The sequence below is a fragment of the Nocardia callitridis genome (genome assembly GCF_039543305.1).
Classification (GTDB): Bacteria; Actinomycetota; Actinomycetes; order Mycobacteriales; family Mycobacteriaceae; genus Nocardia; species Nocardia callitridis.
The window spans coordinates 1,510,994-1,524,129 of the sequence record NZ_BAABJM010000002.1 but is presented as its reverse complement, the minus strand read 5'-3'; the positions used below and the strand labels follow the sequence as shown (position 1 = coordinate 1,524,129).

Here is a 13,136-nt window from a genome sequence, read left to right as displayed (position 1 = left end):
GACCGAGCTCAGCCGTCGATCGATTTGTGCTGTCCGGACTCGAGTGCGGTACGCGGACGATCCCAACGGCTCGGTTCCTCTTTGCGGCGCGGCGGGCGGTCGTTGGCGATGAGTACCGCGATCCAGGGGAGCGGGACCGAGGCGCCGAGGATGAGAATGGCCAGCAGCGCACTGTCGAAGGCGCTGTAGGCGACGGCGGCCAGGATCAGGCACGGGACACGGAAGGCCATGATGAACGTGTACCTGCGCACCCTGGCACGGTGCTGATCCTCCAACGAGGGCGCCGCCTCGGTGATCAGTACCGGGTCGTGATCGTCGGAGCCGGGGAAATAACCCTTCGAATCGCCGACGGACTTCGCGGGGTCGGGAGTTGGTTGTGTGCCGGGCTCCTGGCGATCACCGCGGCCGATGTCGTCGGCGTCCGGAGAGTCGCCGTGTTGCTGCATACTGTCGAGTCTTGCACTCGTGCCGACGGCTCGCACACGCGGTGGTCAGTGACCTCGCGCGGGAATGCGGCATCATGGAACGCGTGAGTACCACCGATACCCTGGTCCGCCCCGAGACGACTACCGACGAGTCGACGGGCGACGACACCCCGAAGTTCTTCCATTACGTCAAGAAGAACAAGATCGCCGAGAGCGCCGTCATGGGCACGCACGTGGTCGCCCTGTGCGGCGAGGTCTTCCCGGTGACGCGTTCGGCCAAGCCCGGTTCGCCGGTCTGCCCGGAGTGCAAGAAGGTTTACGAGGGGCTGCGCAAGGGCGAATGAGGTTGCCGCGGCGGCTGGGCGGCGTGCGCGCCCTCGGCTAGCAGCTCCGGCTCGGAGGCTGTGCGTCCCTTGGCGTCTGTCGGTGCGACCGAGGGGTCGGCGTCCGAGGGCGGTGCCGTGTCCGATGGGCGTTGCGTCGTGTCCGATGGGCGTTGCGCGAGGTCGGACTCGTCGTCGCCGCCGCCGTTGTCGCCGCCGCCGTTGTCGTCGCCGCCGTTGTCGTCGTTGTCGTCGCTGTCGCCGTCTTCGGGAGATTGCTCCCCCCGCACCTGGTTGGCGATCCATTCCCGCACCTGCTCGACCCTGGTGGCCTTGGCCGGCCAGAATTCCTGTACGGCCGCATTGAACTCGGCGCCGACGATCACGGCGAAGCCGAGAAAATAGGTGAACAGCAGGAACGCGATCGGTGTGGCCAACGCGCCGTAGCTGACGCCGGTCTTGGTGACCCAGGCCAGGTATTGCCGCAGGATCTCGCTTGCCGCCATGAAGAACACCGCGGCGAGCAGCGCGCCGCCGAACAATCGGTGCCACGGCAGCGACTTGTGCAGGGCAAGCTTGTAGAGCGTGGTCAGTCCGCCGATGAGCAACAGGCCGACACCGGGGTAGTAGAAGTCATCGAGCAGACTCAGCCCGATCGCGCGCCATGCCTCGGGGAGCGCGCGCCCGATCAGCGCAGGCCCCAGCGCCACCAGCGGCAGGATGAAGACCGCCGCCACCAGGAACAACACATACAGCAGCAGTGCGAAGATGCGTTGCCACACCGGGTTTCGCGCGTCCTGTTGATCGTGTGCCTCGACGATCGAGTCGACGAAGGTCGCCATCGCCGAGGATCCCGCCCACAGCGAGAGCACGAAGCCGACCGACACCACGGCGCCTCGACCTCGTCCGAGCACGTCTTTGACCGTGGGTTCGATCAGGTCGCTCACCACGTTGGCGCTGAACAGGTCTCGGCTGAAGGTGATGATCTTGGACTCGACGATCTGCACCGTGTCCGGTCCGAACCAGCCGCCGACATAGCCGAGGCTGCCGAGCACGCCGAGCAGCAGCGGTGCCAGCGACAGGGTCTGCCAGAACGCGGCGGCGGCGGACTTGGCGAAGATCGAGTCGTCCCACGCCTTCACCGCCACGCGCCAGATCAGCAGCGCGCTCTGGCGGGCGGTGCGCTTGGCCCACGCGCGGGCGCGCTCGCCGAGGGGAGCCTCGGTGCCCGACAGCACAGAACCGCGGCTCGACGAGTCGTCGGTCCGCGTGGAGTCGTCGGTTTCGGCGTCATCGTCGGGCATGGTGCGTGGCCTGTTCGTCGGGCATGGTGTCTATAGCATCGCGCACGAGTGGTCACGACACTTCACACCGGGGTGGACGTGTCGGCGTGCACAGGGTGAATTCCTGCTCGCGGTGTGACGAAAATGTGTGATGCCGCTCGCGGGCACCGCGTCGGTTTGGCGACAGGCCCGCGCGGGCCGCTAGGGTCTACTGCGTGACTGGGTCGGGTGGCGCTGCGGCGGAACAAGCGGAGACACCGAGCGATTCGCCGAGGGGCGCGGCGGGGGCGCTGCGAACATGGCAGCGCAGGGCGCTGACGAAATACCTGACGGCCAAGCCGAAGGATTTCCTCGCGGTCGCTACGCCGGGGGCCGGTAAAACCACCTTCGCCTTGCGCGTCGCGGCCGAGCTGTTGGCCGACCGCACCGTCGATCAGGTGACGGTGGTGGCGCCGACCGAGCACCTCAAGCACCAGTGGGCCGAGTCCGCGGCCAGGGTGGGCATCGCGCTGGATTCTCGGTTCTCCAATTCCACCGGTGGTACCTCCGGCGACTATCACGGCGTCGTGGTGACCTACGCGCAGGTGGCCGCGCACCCGACGCGGCACAGGGTGCGCACCGAAAACCGGAAGACCCTGGTGATTCTCGACGAGATCCACCACGCGGGTGACGCGAAGACCTGGGGTTCGGCGGCCGAGGAGGCATACGGCGACGCCACCCGCCGTCTCGCGCTGACGGGAACGCCGTTCCGCAGCGACGACAGCCAGATCCCGTTCATCACCTATGAGCCGGACGAGAGCGGTTTTCCGCGTTCGCGGGCCGACCATTCCTACGGGTATGCCGAGGCGCTCGCCGACGGTGTTGTCCGTCCGGTGATGTTCCTGGCGTATTCCGGTGAGGCGCACTGGCGCGACAGCGCGGGCGAGGAATACACCGCGCGGTTGGGTGAGCCGCTGAACGCCGAACAGACGGCCAGGGCGTGGCGCACCGCGCTCGATCCCGCCGGCGACTGGATGTCGGCGGTGTTGCATGCCGCGGATGTGCGTATTCGGCAGAAACGTGCCGCGGGCATGACCGACGCCGCCGGGCTGGTGATCGCCACCGATCAGGAGCGTGCCCGCGATTACGCCGAACTGTTGGAACACATTTCGGGTGAGCGTCCCGCGTTGGTGTTGTCGGACGACCCTTCGTCGTCGAGTCGGATCGCGGAGTTCGCGAAGAGCACGCAGCCGTGGATGGTGGCGGTGCGGATGGTGTCCGAGGGCGTCGACGTGCCGCGCCTCGCGGTGGGGGTCTACGCGACCAGCGCGGCGACACCGCTGTATTTCGCGCAGGCCATCGGCCGTTTCGTGCGTGCGCGCGCGAAGGGTGAGACGGCAACGGTGTTCTTGCCCTCGGTGCCGGTGCTGCTCGACCTGGCGGCGCAGTTGGAATTGCAGCGCGATCACGTCATCGGCAAGCCGCATCGGGAGAAGAACGGGCTCGACGACGAGCTGCTGATCGAGGCGAACAAGCAGAAGGACGAGCCGGGCGAGGAGGAGAAGTCCTTTGTGGCGCTGGCCGCCGACGCCGAACTCGACCAGGTGATCTACGACGGATCGTCCTTCGGTACGGCCACTTTCGCCGGCAGCGACGAGGAGGCCGATTACCTGGGCATCCCCGGCCTGTTGGATGCCGATCAGATGCGGGCGCTGTTGCGTGAGCGGCAGTCCAAGCAGGTGGCGGAGCGTTCGCAGTCGGTTCCCGCGGCGGCGAGCGCACCGGGTCCGCAGGTGGCGAACTCCGCCGAGCGAGCGGAGACCGCCAACCGGCTGGGGGAGTTGCGGCGCGAGCTGAACAGCCTGGTGGCGATGCACCATCATCGGACGAACAAGCCACACGGCGTGATCCACGGTGAGTTGCGTCGGGAATGTGGTGGCCCCCCAACGGCTTTGGCGACGGCCGATCAGTTGACCGAGCGGATCGCGGCGCTGCGCAGACGGTGAGTTTCGAGCCACCGCGTCATGGGGTCGACAACACGGGCGCCTCCCGAGCAAGCCATGCGAGGAACGCACCGTGGACGAGACCGACAACGGGCTGCACGTGGCAGTCCCGCACGGCGTCGTCGGCGCGCTGCCCGCCGTGGCGCACCTGTGCGACGGCGGGCCCGTCATCGGCATCGGTGCGACCTCCCCGAGCACGCATCCTCGCGGGGATCTCGCCCGACAACTCGAGCAAGTCCGCCGCTACGGATTCGAAGCGGCTGCCCACGGACGGGGTCCGCGCACGATCATGGTGCGCCTGGTTCGGGCCCCGGTTCGGTCGAGATCTCACCGACGGCGCGCATGCCCACCGGCAGTGTGGCCTGAGCGTGCGCGGGCGTCACGGCTCGGCGTCGGACATCGCCGCCGAGGGGCTTTCTCGCCGCCGACTCGGGACGCACCATGGCCGAGACGTTCCGTACCGCCGACAGTGCGGCGAGCGCCCGATCACTCCGCGAAGTACCGTCCCGGTGAGACGCCGACCGTGCGTCGGAAGGCCGCGACGTAGGCGCTGGGCGTCGCGTAGCCGACCCGGCCCGCGACGCGCGCGATCGGCAGACCCGAGGCCAGCAGCGGCAGCGAGGCCGCCATGCGGATCTGAGTTCGCCATTCGCCGAACGGGATTCCGGTCTCGGTGCGGAACAGCCGAGCCAAGGTGCGGCGGCTGGTGCCGCAGGCGGCGGCAAATTCCTCTAGCGTTCGTGGGTCGGCGGGATCGTGGGTGAGTACGTCGGCCAGCTGCCTGGCGCGCGGATCTGTGGGTGGATGCGTGCCGATAGGAATCACCTCGACGGGTATCAGTAGGTCGAAGACCACGGCCTCGGCCCGGGCTCGGCGTGCCGAGGCCGTGGTGTCGAAGGACGCATCGAAGGACGGACCGGATGAGGGGTCGACGCCCTGCCTTGCCGCGCCGAAGGCCACGCTGTCCTGTTCGGTCATCAGGTCGAACAACGCGTGCAGCAGGCGGGGGACGTGCAGCATCGTCGGCGTGGGGAACGTCGCCGGGCAGCGGTCGGGCTCGAGGTAGATGCCGCGCATGTCGGCCGTGCCGAGGCTGCCGGTCCGATGCGGCATGCCGCCGGGCACCCACAGCGCACGCGTCGGTGGCAGTACCCAGTGGCTGTCCTCGATCTCCACCGCGAGCACACCCTGTGCGGCCCAGACGATCTGGTGCTGTGGGTGGTGGTGCTCGGGGAACCAGTGTCCGGCGGGGAGTGTGCCAGCGCCGACGATCATGGCGGTCGATCCCCGCGGGGCGGGAGCGGTGTGTGTTTGGCCGTTCTGCAACACAAGTTGTCACCATAACCTGTGGTGGCCATGGCGCGCGCTCCCTACCGTAGGGCCATGACAATGAATCTTTTCCACCGACTGCTGTGCAGGTCATCGAGCTGGGAGCGCACGAGTTCGACACGGGTCGTACCGTGGGCGCTCGAGAACGTCGATCTCGGTGCCGCCTCGGTGGAGATCGGGCCGGGCTACGGGGCGAACGTGCGCGCGCTGCTGGCACGCACGAACGCGCTCACCGGGGTCGAGATCGACCCGGTGCTGGCCGCGCGGTTACGCGAGCGACGCGGTGAGGTGATGACGGTACTCGACGGTGACGGCGCCGATATGCCCTTGCCGACAGCGCGATTCGACTCCGTCGGGTGCTTCACCATGCTGCATCACGTGCCGACACCGGAGTATCAGGACGCCCTGTTCGCCGACGCGCTTCGGGTGCTGCGCCCCGGTGGGGTGTTCGCGGGCAGTGATGGCCTGGACAGCACGGCGTTTCGCCTGATCCACCTCGGTGACACCTGCGTACCCGTGCCGCCCGAGGGCGCTGCCGAGCGCCTGACCGATGTCGGTTTCACCGATGTTCGAATCGATACCGATGCCACCAAGTTCCGCTTCCGTGCTCGTCGACCCGCGTGAGCGCCCATACGTTTCGTCCACGACGGATCAGCTCGGCCGTTTCGACATGAACTGTCGAAGAAGCTCGTCGTGGTGCCGGTCCGAATCGGCGCACCGGCACCCGGTCCCGTGCGGCGCATCGCGGTGATCGGCGAAGGGCAGTCGATCAGCCGGGCGCGGCGACTGCGAAATAGTCGGCGGGGTCGAGGGTGCTGATCGGAATCCATCGATGCTCCTGCGGCGCAGCCTCCGAATCCGGTTGTCCGCCTTGGAAATAGCCCTGGATTTCCAACGCGAGGCGGGGATGGTCGTCGACCCTGCGTGCCACGTCGTAGTAGGTCGCGAGCACGTGCAGGCAGCGGGGTGAGCGTGCCTTGCACGAGCAGTCGGTGGCCGTGACGATCGGGGCCAGGCGCGCCCCGGCCGCGAGTGCCGCACGATGCATGTCGTCGGTGAGCACCGTCGGGTCGCCGATCACCGCCCCGATCGTCTCGATCGTGCCGCGTGACATCGGCTCGACCTCGAGATAGGTCACCGACGCTTGACCGCCTCGGTGGATGCTCGCCCGCACCGTGTGGCCGTCGATGGTGACGGCGACGCCGTCGTTGCGGGCGACCCTGCGTGCTCGCGGCAGCAGCGGTTCGGGACGAGTCTGGCGCAGGGGTTCGGCCAGACGGATCCAGTCCTTGCCCCACGCGGTGTAGCCGAATTCGTTGTTCGCCATCAGTTTTCCCGCTTACGTCGCAGTACCTCGACCAACTGGTCGTCGGACAGGTCGGCCAGCGCGGCGATGCCCGCCGCGTCGCCGAGGTCGGTGAGCGCGGACTTGCGTGCGTGCATACCCGCGATGTGCTCCTCGACCGTGGTCGTCGAGGTGAGGGTGGTGATGGTGACCGTGCGGGTCTGGCCGATCCGGTGCACGCGGTCGGAAGCCTGTGCCTCCACCGCGGGATTCCACCAACGGTCGAAATGGATGACATCGGCGGCGCGCGTGAGCGTGAGCCCGGTTCCGGCCGCGCGCAGGCTCAGCACCAAGATCGGTGGGCCGTCCTCGGATTGGAACTCGGTGACGATGCGGGCGCGTTCGCGTTGATTCAGTCCGCCGTGGAAGAACGGCGCGTCGACCTCGAAGCGCTCCGCCAGATGGCGGACCAGTAGTTCACCTGTCTGCCGGTACTGCGTGAAAATCAGTGTCGGTGAGTGTGTTTCGAGGTTAGTAGCCAGGATATCGGTACACAGGTCGAGTTTGCCGGAGCGCCCACCCACTTCGCCGAGGTCGCCGGTGACCAGGCCGGGGTGGTTGCATACCTGTTTGAGCGCGGTGAGCGCTGCCAGGATGCGCGTGCGTCGTTGCGCGCCGACACCGAACCCGTCATCGATCGCACGATCGAGCAGCTGGTCATAAAGTTTTTCCTGTTCGGCGGTGAGATCGCAGAGCAGGTCGGTGTGCATCTTGGCGGGCAACGACGCGGCGACCTGAGCCTTCGTCCTGGCCATGAGGACGGGTTCGACGGTGTCGCGCAGTCGGGCCGCCGCGCTGGCCGAACCCGCTTCGACGGGTCGGACGAATCGGCGCCGAAACTGGGTGCGGTGGCCGAACAGTGTGGGCGACACCAGGTTCAGCAGCGCCCACAGTTCTTCCAGCCGATTTTCCACCGGGGTGCCGGTGAGTGCGACCGTGGCATCGGTCGACAAGGCGCGCGCGGCCTTCGAGATCTGGGTGCGCGGGTTCTTCAGCGCCTGTGCCTCGTCGAAGACGATGGTGTTCCACGGGGTTTCGGCCAGTCGATCACCATGGATTCGCAGCGTCGGATAGCCGACGAGCACGACCGTCCCCTGCGTGGTCGTGCTGTCGTCGAGCGCTCCGCCGCGCCAGGCGACCGCGCGCAGGCCGGGGGCGAACCGAGTGATCTCGTGTGCCCAGTTGCCCACCAGCGAGGTCGGGCAGACCACCAGTTGCGGACCGTCGGTCGCCCGCCGCGCCAGACACCCGATGGTCTGCACCGTCTTGCCGAGGCCCATCTCGTCGGCGAGTACGGCGCCGCCGCGTTCGGCGACCGTCTCGTGCAGCCAGCCGATCCCGCGCACCTGGTAAGGCCGCAGGTCGGCGGTCAGCGCCGCGGCCGATTCCGCGGCGACGACGCGAGATTCGCGCAGGACGCGACGTGCGCGTGTGGCCGAGACGATCGATGTGCCCGCCGCGTCCGGCACCGCGTGTGCCGCCAGCGGCATCTCGACGGTGTCGCCGTCGGCGTGTGCCGGGTCGGCCCGCAGCGCGTTTCGCCACGCGCGCACCGACTCGCCCGCGCGCGGCAGCCGCGACTTCGCGAAGGTCTCGGGGTCGAGCAGCGCGCACTCGACTTCGGCGACCTCGAGCGCACCGTCGGTGCCGGTGGGGACGACGAGCGGGATCGTCGCGTGTTCGCCGAGCCCCTTGGGTGGTCGACCCGCTGTGTCGCCGGTCCACGACCACAGCGCGAACATGTGCCGGTCGATCAGGTAAGTGGCCTGTGTGCTTGGCAGAACGCACCTCAAATCAGCGTATGGTGTACGGAGTACAGTCTCAACGCACCACCGACCGAGTTTTGTTCCCACCGATCGAAACCGACGAAATCCGCGAAACGACGTCGAAGTTCGGCGGGGTTTCGTGGAATTCGAGGCACGCAGCCGCCATGCGACTCCTCGGCCGTGGGCAGCGGGTGCCCGCCGAGGAGCCGAAGGAGTACCGAGCAGCCCATGGACGAGTCCGCGGTGGCACCGGCAAGGCAGCTGATCGCGCTGCTGTGGCGTCATCGGGTGCCCCCACGCGTGAATGGCCGTGGTCCTAAGCAAACCGTCAGCGTGGACGCTGTGGTCGATGCCGCGATCGCGCTCGCTGACCGCGACGGCTACGCGAAGGTCTCCATCCGCGCAGTGGCCGCTGAGCTCTCCTTGCGTCCGATGAGCCTCTACACCTACGTCCCGAGCAAGGACGTCCTCGTCGCGCTCATGGTCGACGCCGTCGCCGCACAGGACGCCCCCATCGCCGCCGAGCTGTCGGTGCGCGACCGGATGGCCGCCATCGCCGGTCGGATCCGTGCTGAATTGATCGCCCACCCGTGGTTACTCGAGGTGTCGGCGTGGCGATTGGTGCTCGGTCCCGGTCGGACCCGCCGCTACGAACAGCAGCTGGCTGCCCTGGAAGGGGTCGGGCTCTCGGATCTGGCGATGGACCGGGTGATCGCCGTGCTGTCGGAATTCGCCACCGGCAACGCGCAAGTCGCGGTGTCGGCACAACGTGCGGGCCGGATCACCAGCGATACGAGCTGGTGGGAGGAACACGGCCCGCTGCTGGCCAGCGTCATGCCCGAGAGCGAGTTCCCACTGTCCACGCGAGTCGGCGCCGCGGTGGGGGAGCTGTACCACGCGCCCGCCGACCCCGACGGCGAGTTCGAATACGGTCTGGCTCGATTGCTCGACGGCATCCTCGGCAAGCTACCCGAGCCCGGCCGTTAACTGTGGCGGTGGCGCTTCCTCGCGGTTCGGCGCGGGCTCGGTCGGTGACCTCCCGGTCCAGCCGCACCTGCTCGTCAGTGAGGGCGCAGATCATCGAGGTGTAACTGCTTGGGTGGCAGTTCGGCGGCGACCAGTGCCTTGGTGCGGCGCAACATGTGTGGGCGCACCAGTGCGTTGAGTGCCGCGGCGGCCGGGGCCGAGCGGCGCTGTTCGATCGGCGCCACGAATCGCTGCCGGAACCGTCCTCGAGACGCCTCGAGCAATGACCGAAACATCGAACAGCGGACGATCCCTGGATCGTCCGCTGTTCGGTACACCTATGTTCTGTTGTTCGATGCTGTTGTCTCAGGACGCGAGGAGCGGGTCAGGACGCGGGGGCGGACTCCGTATCGATCACGGCGTCCAACTCGCGCAACCGATCCATATGTTCGTTCGCGTGGTGCTGGCAGAAGAGCAATTCTCCGCCTGCGGGCAGCACTGCGCGCACGCGCGCAGCCGCTCCACAGCGATCGCAACGATCGACCGCGGTCAGCGGGGTGCTAGTCAGGGTTCCTGGCATGACTCCTCCGTCCTGGCTTCCGGTTCGCAGACCGTTCGCCTGGTGTGGGGCCCGTGGTCACTCCGCGGGCTCGCTACCGCTACTTCCCAGCAGAGGTATTGACTACTCTGTCAGACGTTCGGGACGGGGGCTTTGTTCCCGCGAACGGTTCAGTGTGTTTTCGATAACACGACCTGCGGTTTTCGCTATGGGCGAACACCACGCGTCGTGGTAGGAGAACAGCGCCGAACCCTCACCTCGAATCGGCCGATTTAGTTGTCTACCGGGAGATTACCCGTGACCCACGACACTCACACGCTTGTTCACATATGCACTTTGAGCGAATGGCTCTCCGCTCGGCAAACCGGCGAGTACCGACCGCCCTCCTTTGCCGACATCGGCTTCGTGCACCTGTCGACGCCGCGGCAGGCGCATCTTCCCGCGAACCGGCTTTTCGCCGGAAGGCGCGACCTGGTGTTGCTGCGCCTGGACCCCTCGAGACTCGGCGCACCGGTCGAATGGGAGCCCGGCGTACCGACCGATCCCGAGTCGATGCTCTTCCCCCATCTCTACGGACCATTACCGATCGGCGCGGTCGTCGCGGTGGAGGAGTACCTGCCCGGCGCCGACGGGACGTTCGCCGAACTCGCGAAATAGGCGGCGCCCCGGCTCATTCCGCACGTTGTTCGCGAGCCAGGATCGCCGCCTGCACCCGCGAACGCACCCCGAGCTTCATCAGCACCCGCGACACGTGGGTCTTCACCGTCGTCTCGCCGATGAACAAGCGGGTCGCGATCTGCGCGTTGGACAAACCCTCGCCGAGGCAGTCGAGTACCTCACGTTCCCGGTCGGTCAACTCCGACCACCCGGTGGGGGCGGGTTGGGCCGCATCGGCATTCGACGAGGCGAACGCGGCGATCACCGACTTGGTGACCTCGGGTGCCAACACGCCGTCACCGGCCGCGACCGCGCGGACCGCGTCGACCAACGACTGGCGGGACGCGGACTTCAACACGAATCCGGACGCGCCAGCGCGCAGCGCGCGAAAAACGTATTCGTCCAACTCGAATGTGGTGAGGATCAACACCTTCGCGAGATTCTCGGCCACGATCCGCTCGGTCGCGGTGATCCCGTCCATTCCGGGCATCCGCACATCCATCAACACCACCTGTGGGCGCAGGGCACGCGTCTGGGTGATCGCGACGTCACCGTCGGCAGCCTCGCCGACCACCTCCAGGTCGCCCTCGGTATCGAGAATCATGCGCAAGCCCGACCTGATCGCGCCGTGATCATCGGCGATCACCAGCCGAATTGTCATGCCATCCCTGCTCTCAACGGTAGTTCGGCCCGTACTTCCCAACCGTGCGCGTTCGCCCCCGCGGTGAAACTTCCGCCGAGCGCGGCGGTCCGCTCCCGCATATTGATCAGCCCGCGCGGACGGTCCGTCGCCGCCGCACGAGCGGAGCCGACGGGCAGCGGGTTGCGCACCGAGACCCCGAGCAGCGCGCCGTCGATTCGGACCTCGATCGCCACCCCTTGTCCCGGTGCGTGTTTCATGGCATTGGTGAGCGCCTCCTGCACGATGCGGTAGGCGGCCTGGTCCACCGCGCTCGGTAACGGGGCGTCCGCGAGCGCCGTGTCCACCGACACCTCGATGCCAGCGGAGCGCGCGGCGTCGACGAGATTCGGCAGCTGTGCCAGTCGCCTCGGCGCCGACGCTTGCCGCTCGGCGTTCGAATCGTCCTGGAGCAGACCGATCATCGTGCGCATCTCCTGCAACGCGCTGACACTGTTGGATCGGATCGAACGCACGATGCCGTCCACCTCGACATCGGCCGCGTCGGCCCTCCGCTTCTCGAGCACACCGAGCGCGGCCTCGGAGTGGATCGCGATGGCCGAGAGGTGACCGGCGATCACATCGTGCAGATCGCGTGCCATCGTGGTGCGCTCGTCCGCGACCGCCGCGCGCCGATCCAGGTCGGCCACCAGGGTCAGCGCCTGTGCTCGCGCGCGCTCGGCGTTCGCGATCTCCTTGTGCGTGCGTACCGAGGTCGCCCACCACAGTGGGGTGGCGATGAACAGGAACACCGCGAGGATCGCCAACGACACCGCGTGCAAGTCGCCGGTGAGCAGGGTCAGCAGGACGACAACGGCGGAGAAGACCGACCAGCTCACCAGCATCGCACGGGAGGCGCGCCGACTCGAGTAGAGCGCCGCGGCGTAGATCAGGTCGGTATAGATCACCCACACCGGGATCGAGGGGCCGATCCAGGTGTCCACCGCCAAGGGGATCAGCCCGATAAACAAGCCGCACAATGGCATTCGTCGCCGCAGTACGGTAGTGGCGCTGATCGCGGCGAGGATGGCGAGCCGCACCGTCAACGGCACGTCCTCGCCGGCTTCGGTCATGATCGACAGCCCGGCCACATACAGCGCGACACCGGCGAGGAACGCCGCGAGCGCGCCGATCGCGTCGCGTGCCACCTGGGGAAGCCGAGACCACTTCCTCATCGGTTCGTTCGCCTCATCGGATCATCACAGCACAGTCGGCGCGCGCGGCAATCCGACGAAGTGATGACCGCGCCGCCGCCCGTCAGCTGGGCGTGCTGACCTGGCGACACAACGAATCGGGCACCCGGACAGCCACGGTTGCGACACCGAGCTAACCTGGATCAGTGAATGTCGATGTCACCGCATTACCTGGCATTGGGGTCAGGAAAGACTTCGAGGTGCGATCCGGACGCAGGATCGGCGTGGTCTCCCACCGTGATGGCGACATCGATATGATCGTCTCCAAATCGGAGGACCCGGACGCCTGCGCCGCGCAGATCCCACTGACCACCGACGAGGCCGCCGTGCTGGCGAACCTGCTCGGTGCGCCACAGCTGGTCGCCACCCTCAACGACGATCATCGCGATATGCCTGGAATCACCACCAGGCAACTGCCGATCGCCGAGGAAAGCCCCTACGTCGGCCGCACTCTCGGCGAAACCGAGATGCGCACCCGCACCAAGGTGTCGATCGTCGCGGTCATGCGCGCGGGGCAGCTGCATCCCTCGCCAGGACCGGACTTCAGCTTCGCCAAGGGCGACCTGCTCGTGGTGGTCGGCACGCCCGACGGCCTGGATGGTGCCGCGAAGATTCTCATCCACGGCTGA

General features: G+C 67.5%; 16 protein-coding genes. 6 read left to right on the top strand and 10 right to left on the bottom strand.

Annotated elements, in window-relative coordinates:
• Positions 1-8: 8 nt before the first annotated feature.
• The gene (locus ABEA50_RS15765) at positions 9-446 is read right to left on the bottom strand and encodes a DUF3099 domain-containing protein (RefSeq protein WP_345496124.1); all 438 of its coding nucleotides are present in this window, start codon (positions 444-446) and stop codon (positions 9-11) included.
• 74 nt (positions 447-520) lie between these two features.
• Between ABEA50_RS15765 and ABEA50_RS15760 the strand changes: the two genes are divergently transcribed.
• Positions 521-769 (top strand): DUF3039 domain-containing protein, encoded by a 249-nt coding sequence (locus tag ABEA50_RS15760; RefSeq protein WP_345496587.1) that lies wholly within the window; start codon positions 521-523, stop codon positions 767-769.
• On the opposite strand, the gene ABEA50_RS15755 is transcribed toward ABEA50_RS15760, so the two are convergent.
• Complete coding sequence (locus tag ABEA50_RS15755; protein WP_345496122.1) at positions 742-2,052, bottom strand: YihY/virulence factor BrkB family protein; 1,311 nt, start codon at positions 2,050-2,052, stop codon at positions 742-744. The genes ABEA50_RS15760 and ABEA50_RS15755 overlap by 28 nt on opposite strands.
• A 194-nt stretch (positions 2,053-2,246) precedes the next feature.
• Between ABEA50_RS15755 and ABEA50_RS15750 the strand changes: the two genes are divergently transcribed.
• Entirely contained in the window at positions 2,247-4,016 is a 1,770-nt protein-coding gene (locus ABEA50_RS15750) for a DEAD/DEAH box helicase (RefSeq protein ID WP_425577618.1), read from the top strand.
• A gap of 16 nt (positions 4,017-4,032) precedes the next feature.
• Here the strand turns inward: ABEA50_RS15750 and ABEA50_RS15745 are convergent, their stop codons facing one another.
• Positions 4,033-4,281 carry a hypothetical protein gene (locus ABEA50_RS15745; RefSeq protein WP_345496120.1) on the bottom strand — a complete coding sequence of 83 codons (249 nt, stop codon included), beginning with the start codon at positions 4,279-4,281 and terminating at the stop codon, positions 4,033-4,035.
• Between the two features lie 218 nt (positions 4,282-4,499).
• Entirely contained in the window at positions 4,500-5,288 is a 789-nt protein-coding gene (locus tag ABEA50_RS15740) for an AraC family transcriptional regulator (protein ID WP_345496118.1), read from the bottom strand.
• A gap of 108 nt (positions 5,289-5,396) precedes the next feature.
• On the opposite strand from ABEA50_RS15740, the gene ABEA50_RS15735 reads away from it, so the two are divergent.
• The gene (locus tag ABEA50_RS15735; RefSeq protein ID WP_345496116.1) at positions 5,397-5,966 is read left to right on the top strand and encodes a class I SAM-dependent methyltransferase; all 570 of its coding nucleotides are present in this window, start codon (positions 5,397-5,399) and stop codon (positions 5,964-5,966) included.
• Between the two features lie 145 nt (positions 5,967-6,111).
• On the opposite strand, the gene ABEA50_RS15730 is transcribed toward ABEA50_RS15735, so the two are convergent.
• The gene (locus ABEA50_RS15730; RefSeq protein WP_345496115.1) at positions 6,112-6,669 is read right to left on the bottom strand and encodes a hypothetical protein; all 558 of its coding nucleotides are present in this window, start codon (positions 6,667-6,669) and stop codon (positions 6,112-6,114) included.
• Positions 6,669-8,429, bottom strand: a complete 1,761-nt coding sequence (locus ABEA50_RS15725) for a DEAD/DEAH box helicase (protein ID WP_345496585.1) — start codon at positions 8,427-8,429, stop codon at positions 6,669-6,671. The genes ABEA50_RS15730 and ABEA50_RS15725 overlap by 1 nt, the downstream gene beginning before the upstream one ends.
• A gap of 252 nt (positions 8,430-8,681) precedes the next feature.
• On the opposite strand from ABEA50_RS15725, the gene ABEA50_RS15720 reads away from it, so the two are divergent.
• Positions 8,682-9,440: a TetR/AcrR family transcriptional regulator gene (locus tag ABEA50_RS15720; protein ID WP_345496114.1), complete on the top strand. Its 759-nt coding sequence runs from the start codon at positions 8,682-8,684 to the stop codon at positions 9,438-9,440.
• Positions 9,441-9,514: 74 nt separating this feature from the next.
• On the opposite strand, the gene ABEA50_RS15715 is transcribed toward ABEA50_RS15720, so the two are convergent.
• Entirely contained in the window at positions 9,515-9,715 is a 201-nt protein-coding gene (locus ABEA50_RS15715; RefSeq protein WP_345496113.1) for an SNF2-related protein, read from the bottom strand.
• 89 nt (positions 9,716-9,804) lie between these two features.
• The gene (locus tag ABEA50_RS15710) at positions 9,805-9,999 is read right to left on the bottom strand and encodes a DUF7455 domain-containing protein (protein WP_345496112.1); all 195 of its coding nucleotides are present in this window, start codon (positions 9,997-9,999) and stop codon (positions 9,805-9,807) included.
• A 276-nt stretch (positions 10,000-10,275) separates the two neighbouring features.
• Here ABEA50_RS15710 and ABEA50_RS15705 point away from each other — a divergent pair, with 276 nt between their 5' ends.
• Positions 10,276-10,635 (top strand): DUF952 domain-containing protein, encoded by a 360-nt coding sequence (locus ABEA50_RS15705; RefSeq protein WP_345496111.1) that lies wholly within the window; start codon positions 10,276-10,278, stop codon positions 10,633-10,635.
• A 13-nt stretch (positions 10,636-10,648) separates the two neighbouring features.
• On the opposite strand, the gene ABEA50_RS15700 is transcribed toward ABEA50_RS15705, so the two are convergent.
• Positions 10,649-11,296: a response regulator transcription factor gene (locus ABEA50_RS15700; RefSeq protein ID WP_345496110.1), complete on the bottom strand. Its 648-nt coding sequence runs from the start codon at positions 11,294-11,296 to the stop codon at positions 10,649-10,651.
• On the bottom strand, positions 11,293-12,462 hold the full coding sequence (locus tag ABEA50_RS15695) for a sensor histidine kinase (protein WP_345496109.1): 1,170 nt from the start codon (positions 12,460-12,462) through the stop codon (positions 11,293-11,295). Before ABEA50_RS15695 ends, ABEA50_RS15700 begins: the two co-directional genes overlap by 4 nt.
• A gap of 191 nt (positions 12,463-12,653) precedes the next feature.
• Between ABEA50_RS15695 and ABEA50_RS15690 the strand changes: the two genes are divergently transcribed.
• The gene (locus ABEA50_RS15690; protein ID WP_345496108.1) at positions 12,654-13,136 is read left to right on the top strand and encodes a cation:proton antiporter regulatory subunit; all 483 of its coding nucleotides are present in this window, start codon (positions 12,654-12,656) and stop codon (positions 13,134-13,136) included.

Bases quoted from the DNA above. Each gene is read 5' to 3' on its own strand.
- ABEA50_RS15715 (WP_345496113.1), bottom strand. From the start codon at position 9,715: ATGTTTCGGTCATTGCTCGAGGCGTCTCGAGGACGGTTCCGGCAGCGA.
- ABEA50_RS15765 (WP_345496124.1), bottom strand. From the start codon at position 446: ATGCAGCAACACGGCGACTCTCCGGACGCCGACGACATCGGCCGCGGT.
- ABEA50_RS15725 (WP_345496585.1), bottom strand. From the start codon at position 8,429: ATGTTCGCGCTGTGGTCGTGGACCGGCGACACAGCGGGTCGACCACCC.
- ABEA50_RS15710 (WP_345496112.1), bottom strand. From the start codon at position 9,999: ATGCCAGGAACCCTGACTAGCACCCCGCTGACCGCGGTCGATCGTTGC.
- ABEA50_RS15720 (WP_345496114.1), top strand. From the start codon at position 8,682: ATGGACGAGTCCGCGGTGGCACCGGCAAGGCAGCTGATCGCGCTGCTG.
- ABEA50_RS15735 (WP_345496116.1), top strand. From the start codon at position 5,397: ATGACAATGAATCTTTTCCACCGACTGCTGTGCAGGTCATCGAGCTGG.
- ABEA50_RS15760 (WP_345496587.1), top strand. From the start codon at position 521: ATGGAACGCGTGAGTACCACCGATACCCTGGTCCGCCCCGAGACGACT.
- ABEA50_RS15740 (WP_345496118.1), bottom strand. From the start codon at position 5,288: ATGATCGTCGGCGCTGGCACACTCCCCGCCGGACACTGGTTCCCCGAG.
- ABEA50_RS15755 (WP_345496122.1), bottom strand. From the start codon at position 2,052: ATGCCCGACGATGACGCCGAAACCGACGACTCCACGCGGACCGACGAC.
- ABEA50_RS15700 (WP_345496110.1), bottom strand. From the start codon at position 11,296: ATGACAATTCGGCTGGTGATCGCCGATGATCACGGCGCGATCAGGTCG.
- ABEA50_RS15730 (WP_345496115.1), bottom strand. From the start codon at position 6,669: ATGGCGAACAACGAATTCGGCTACACCGCGTGGGGCAAGGACTGGATC.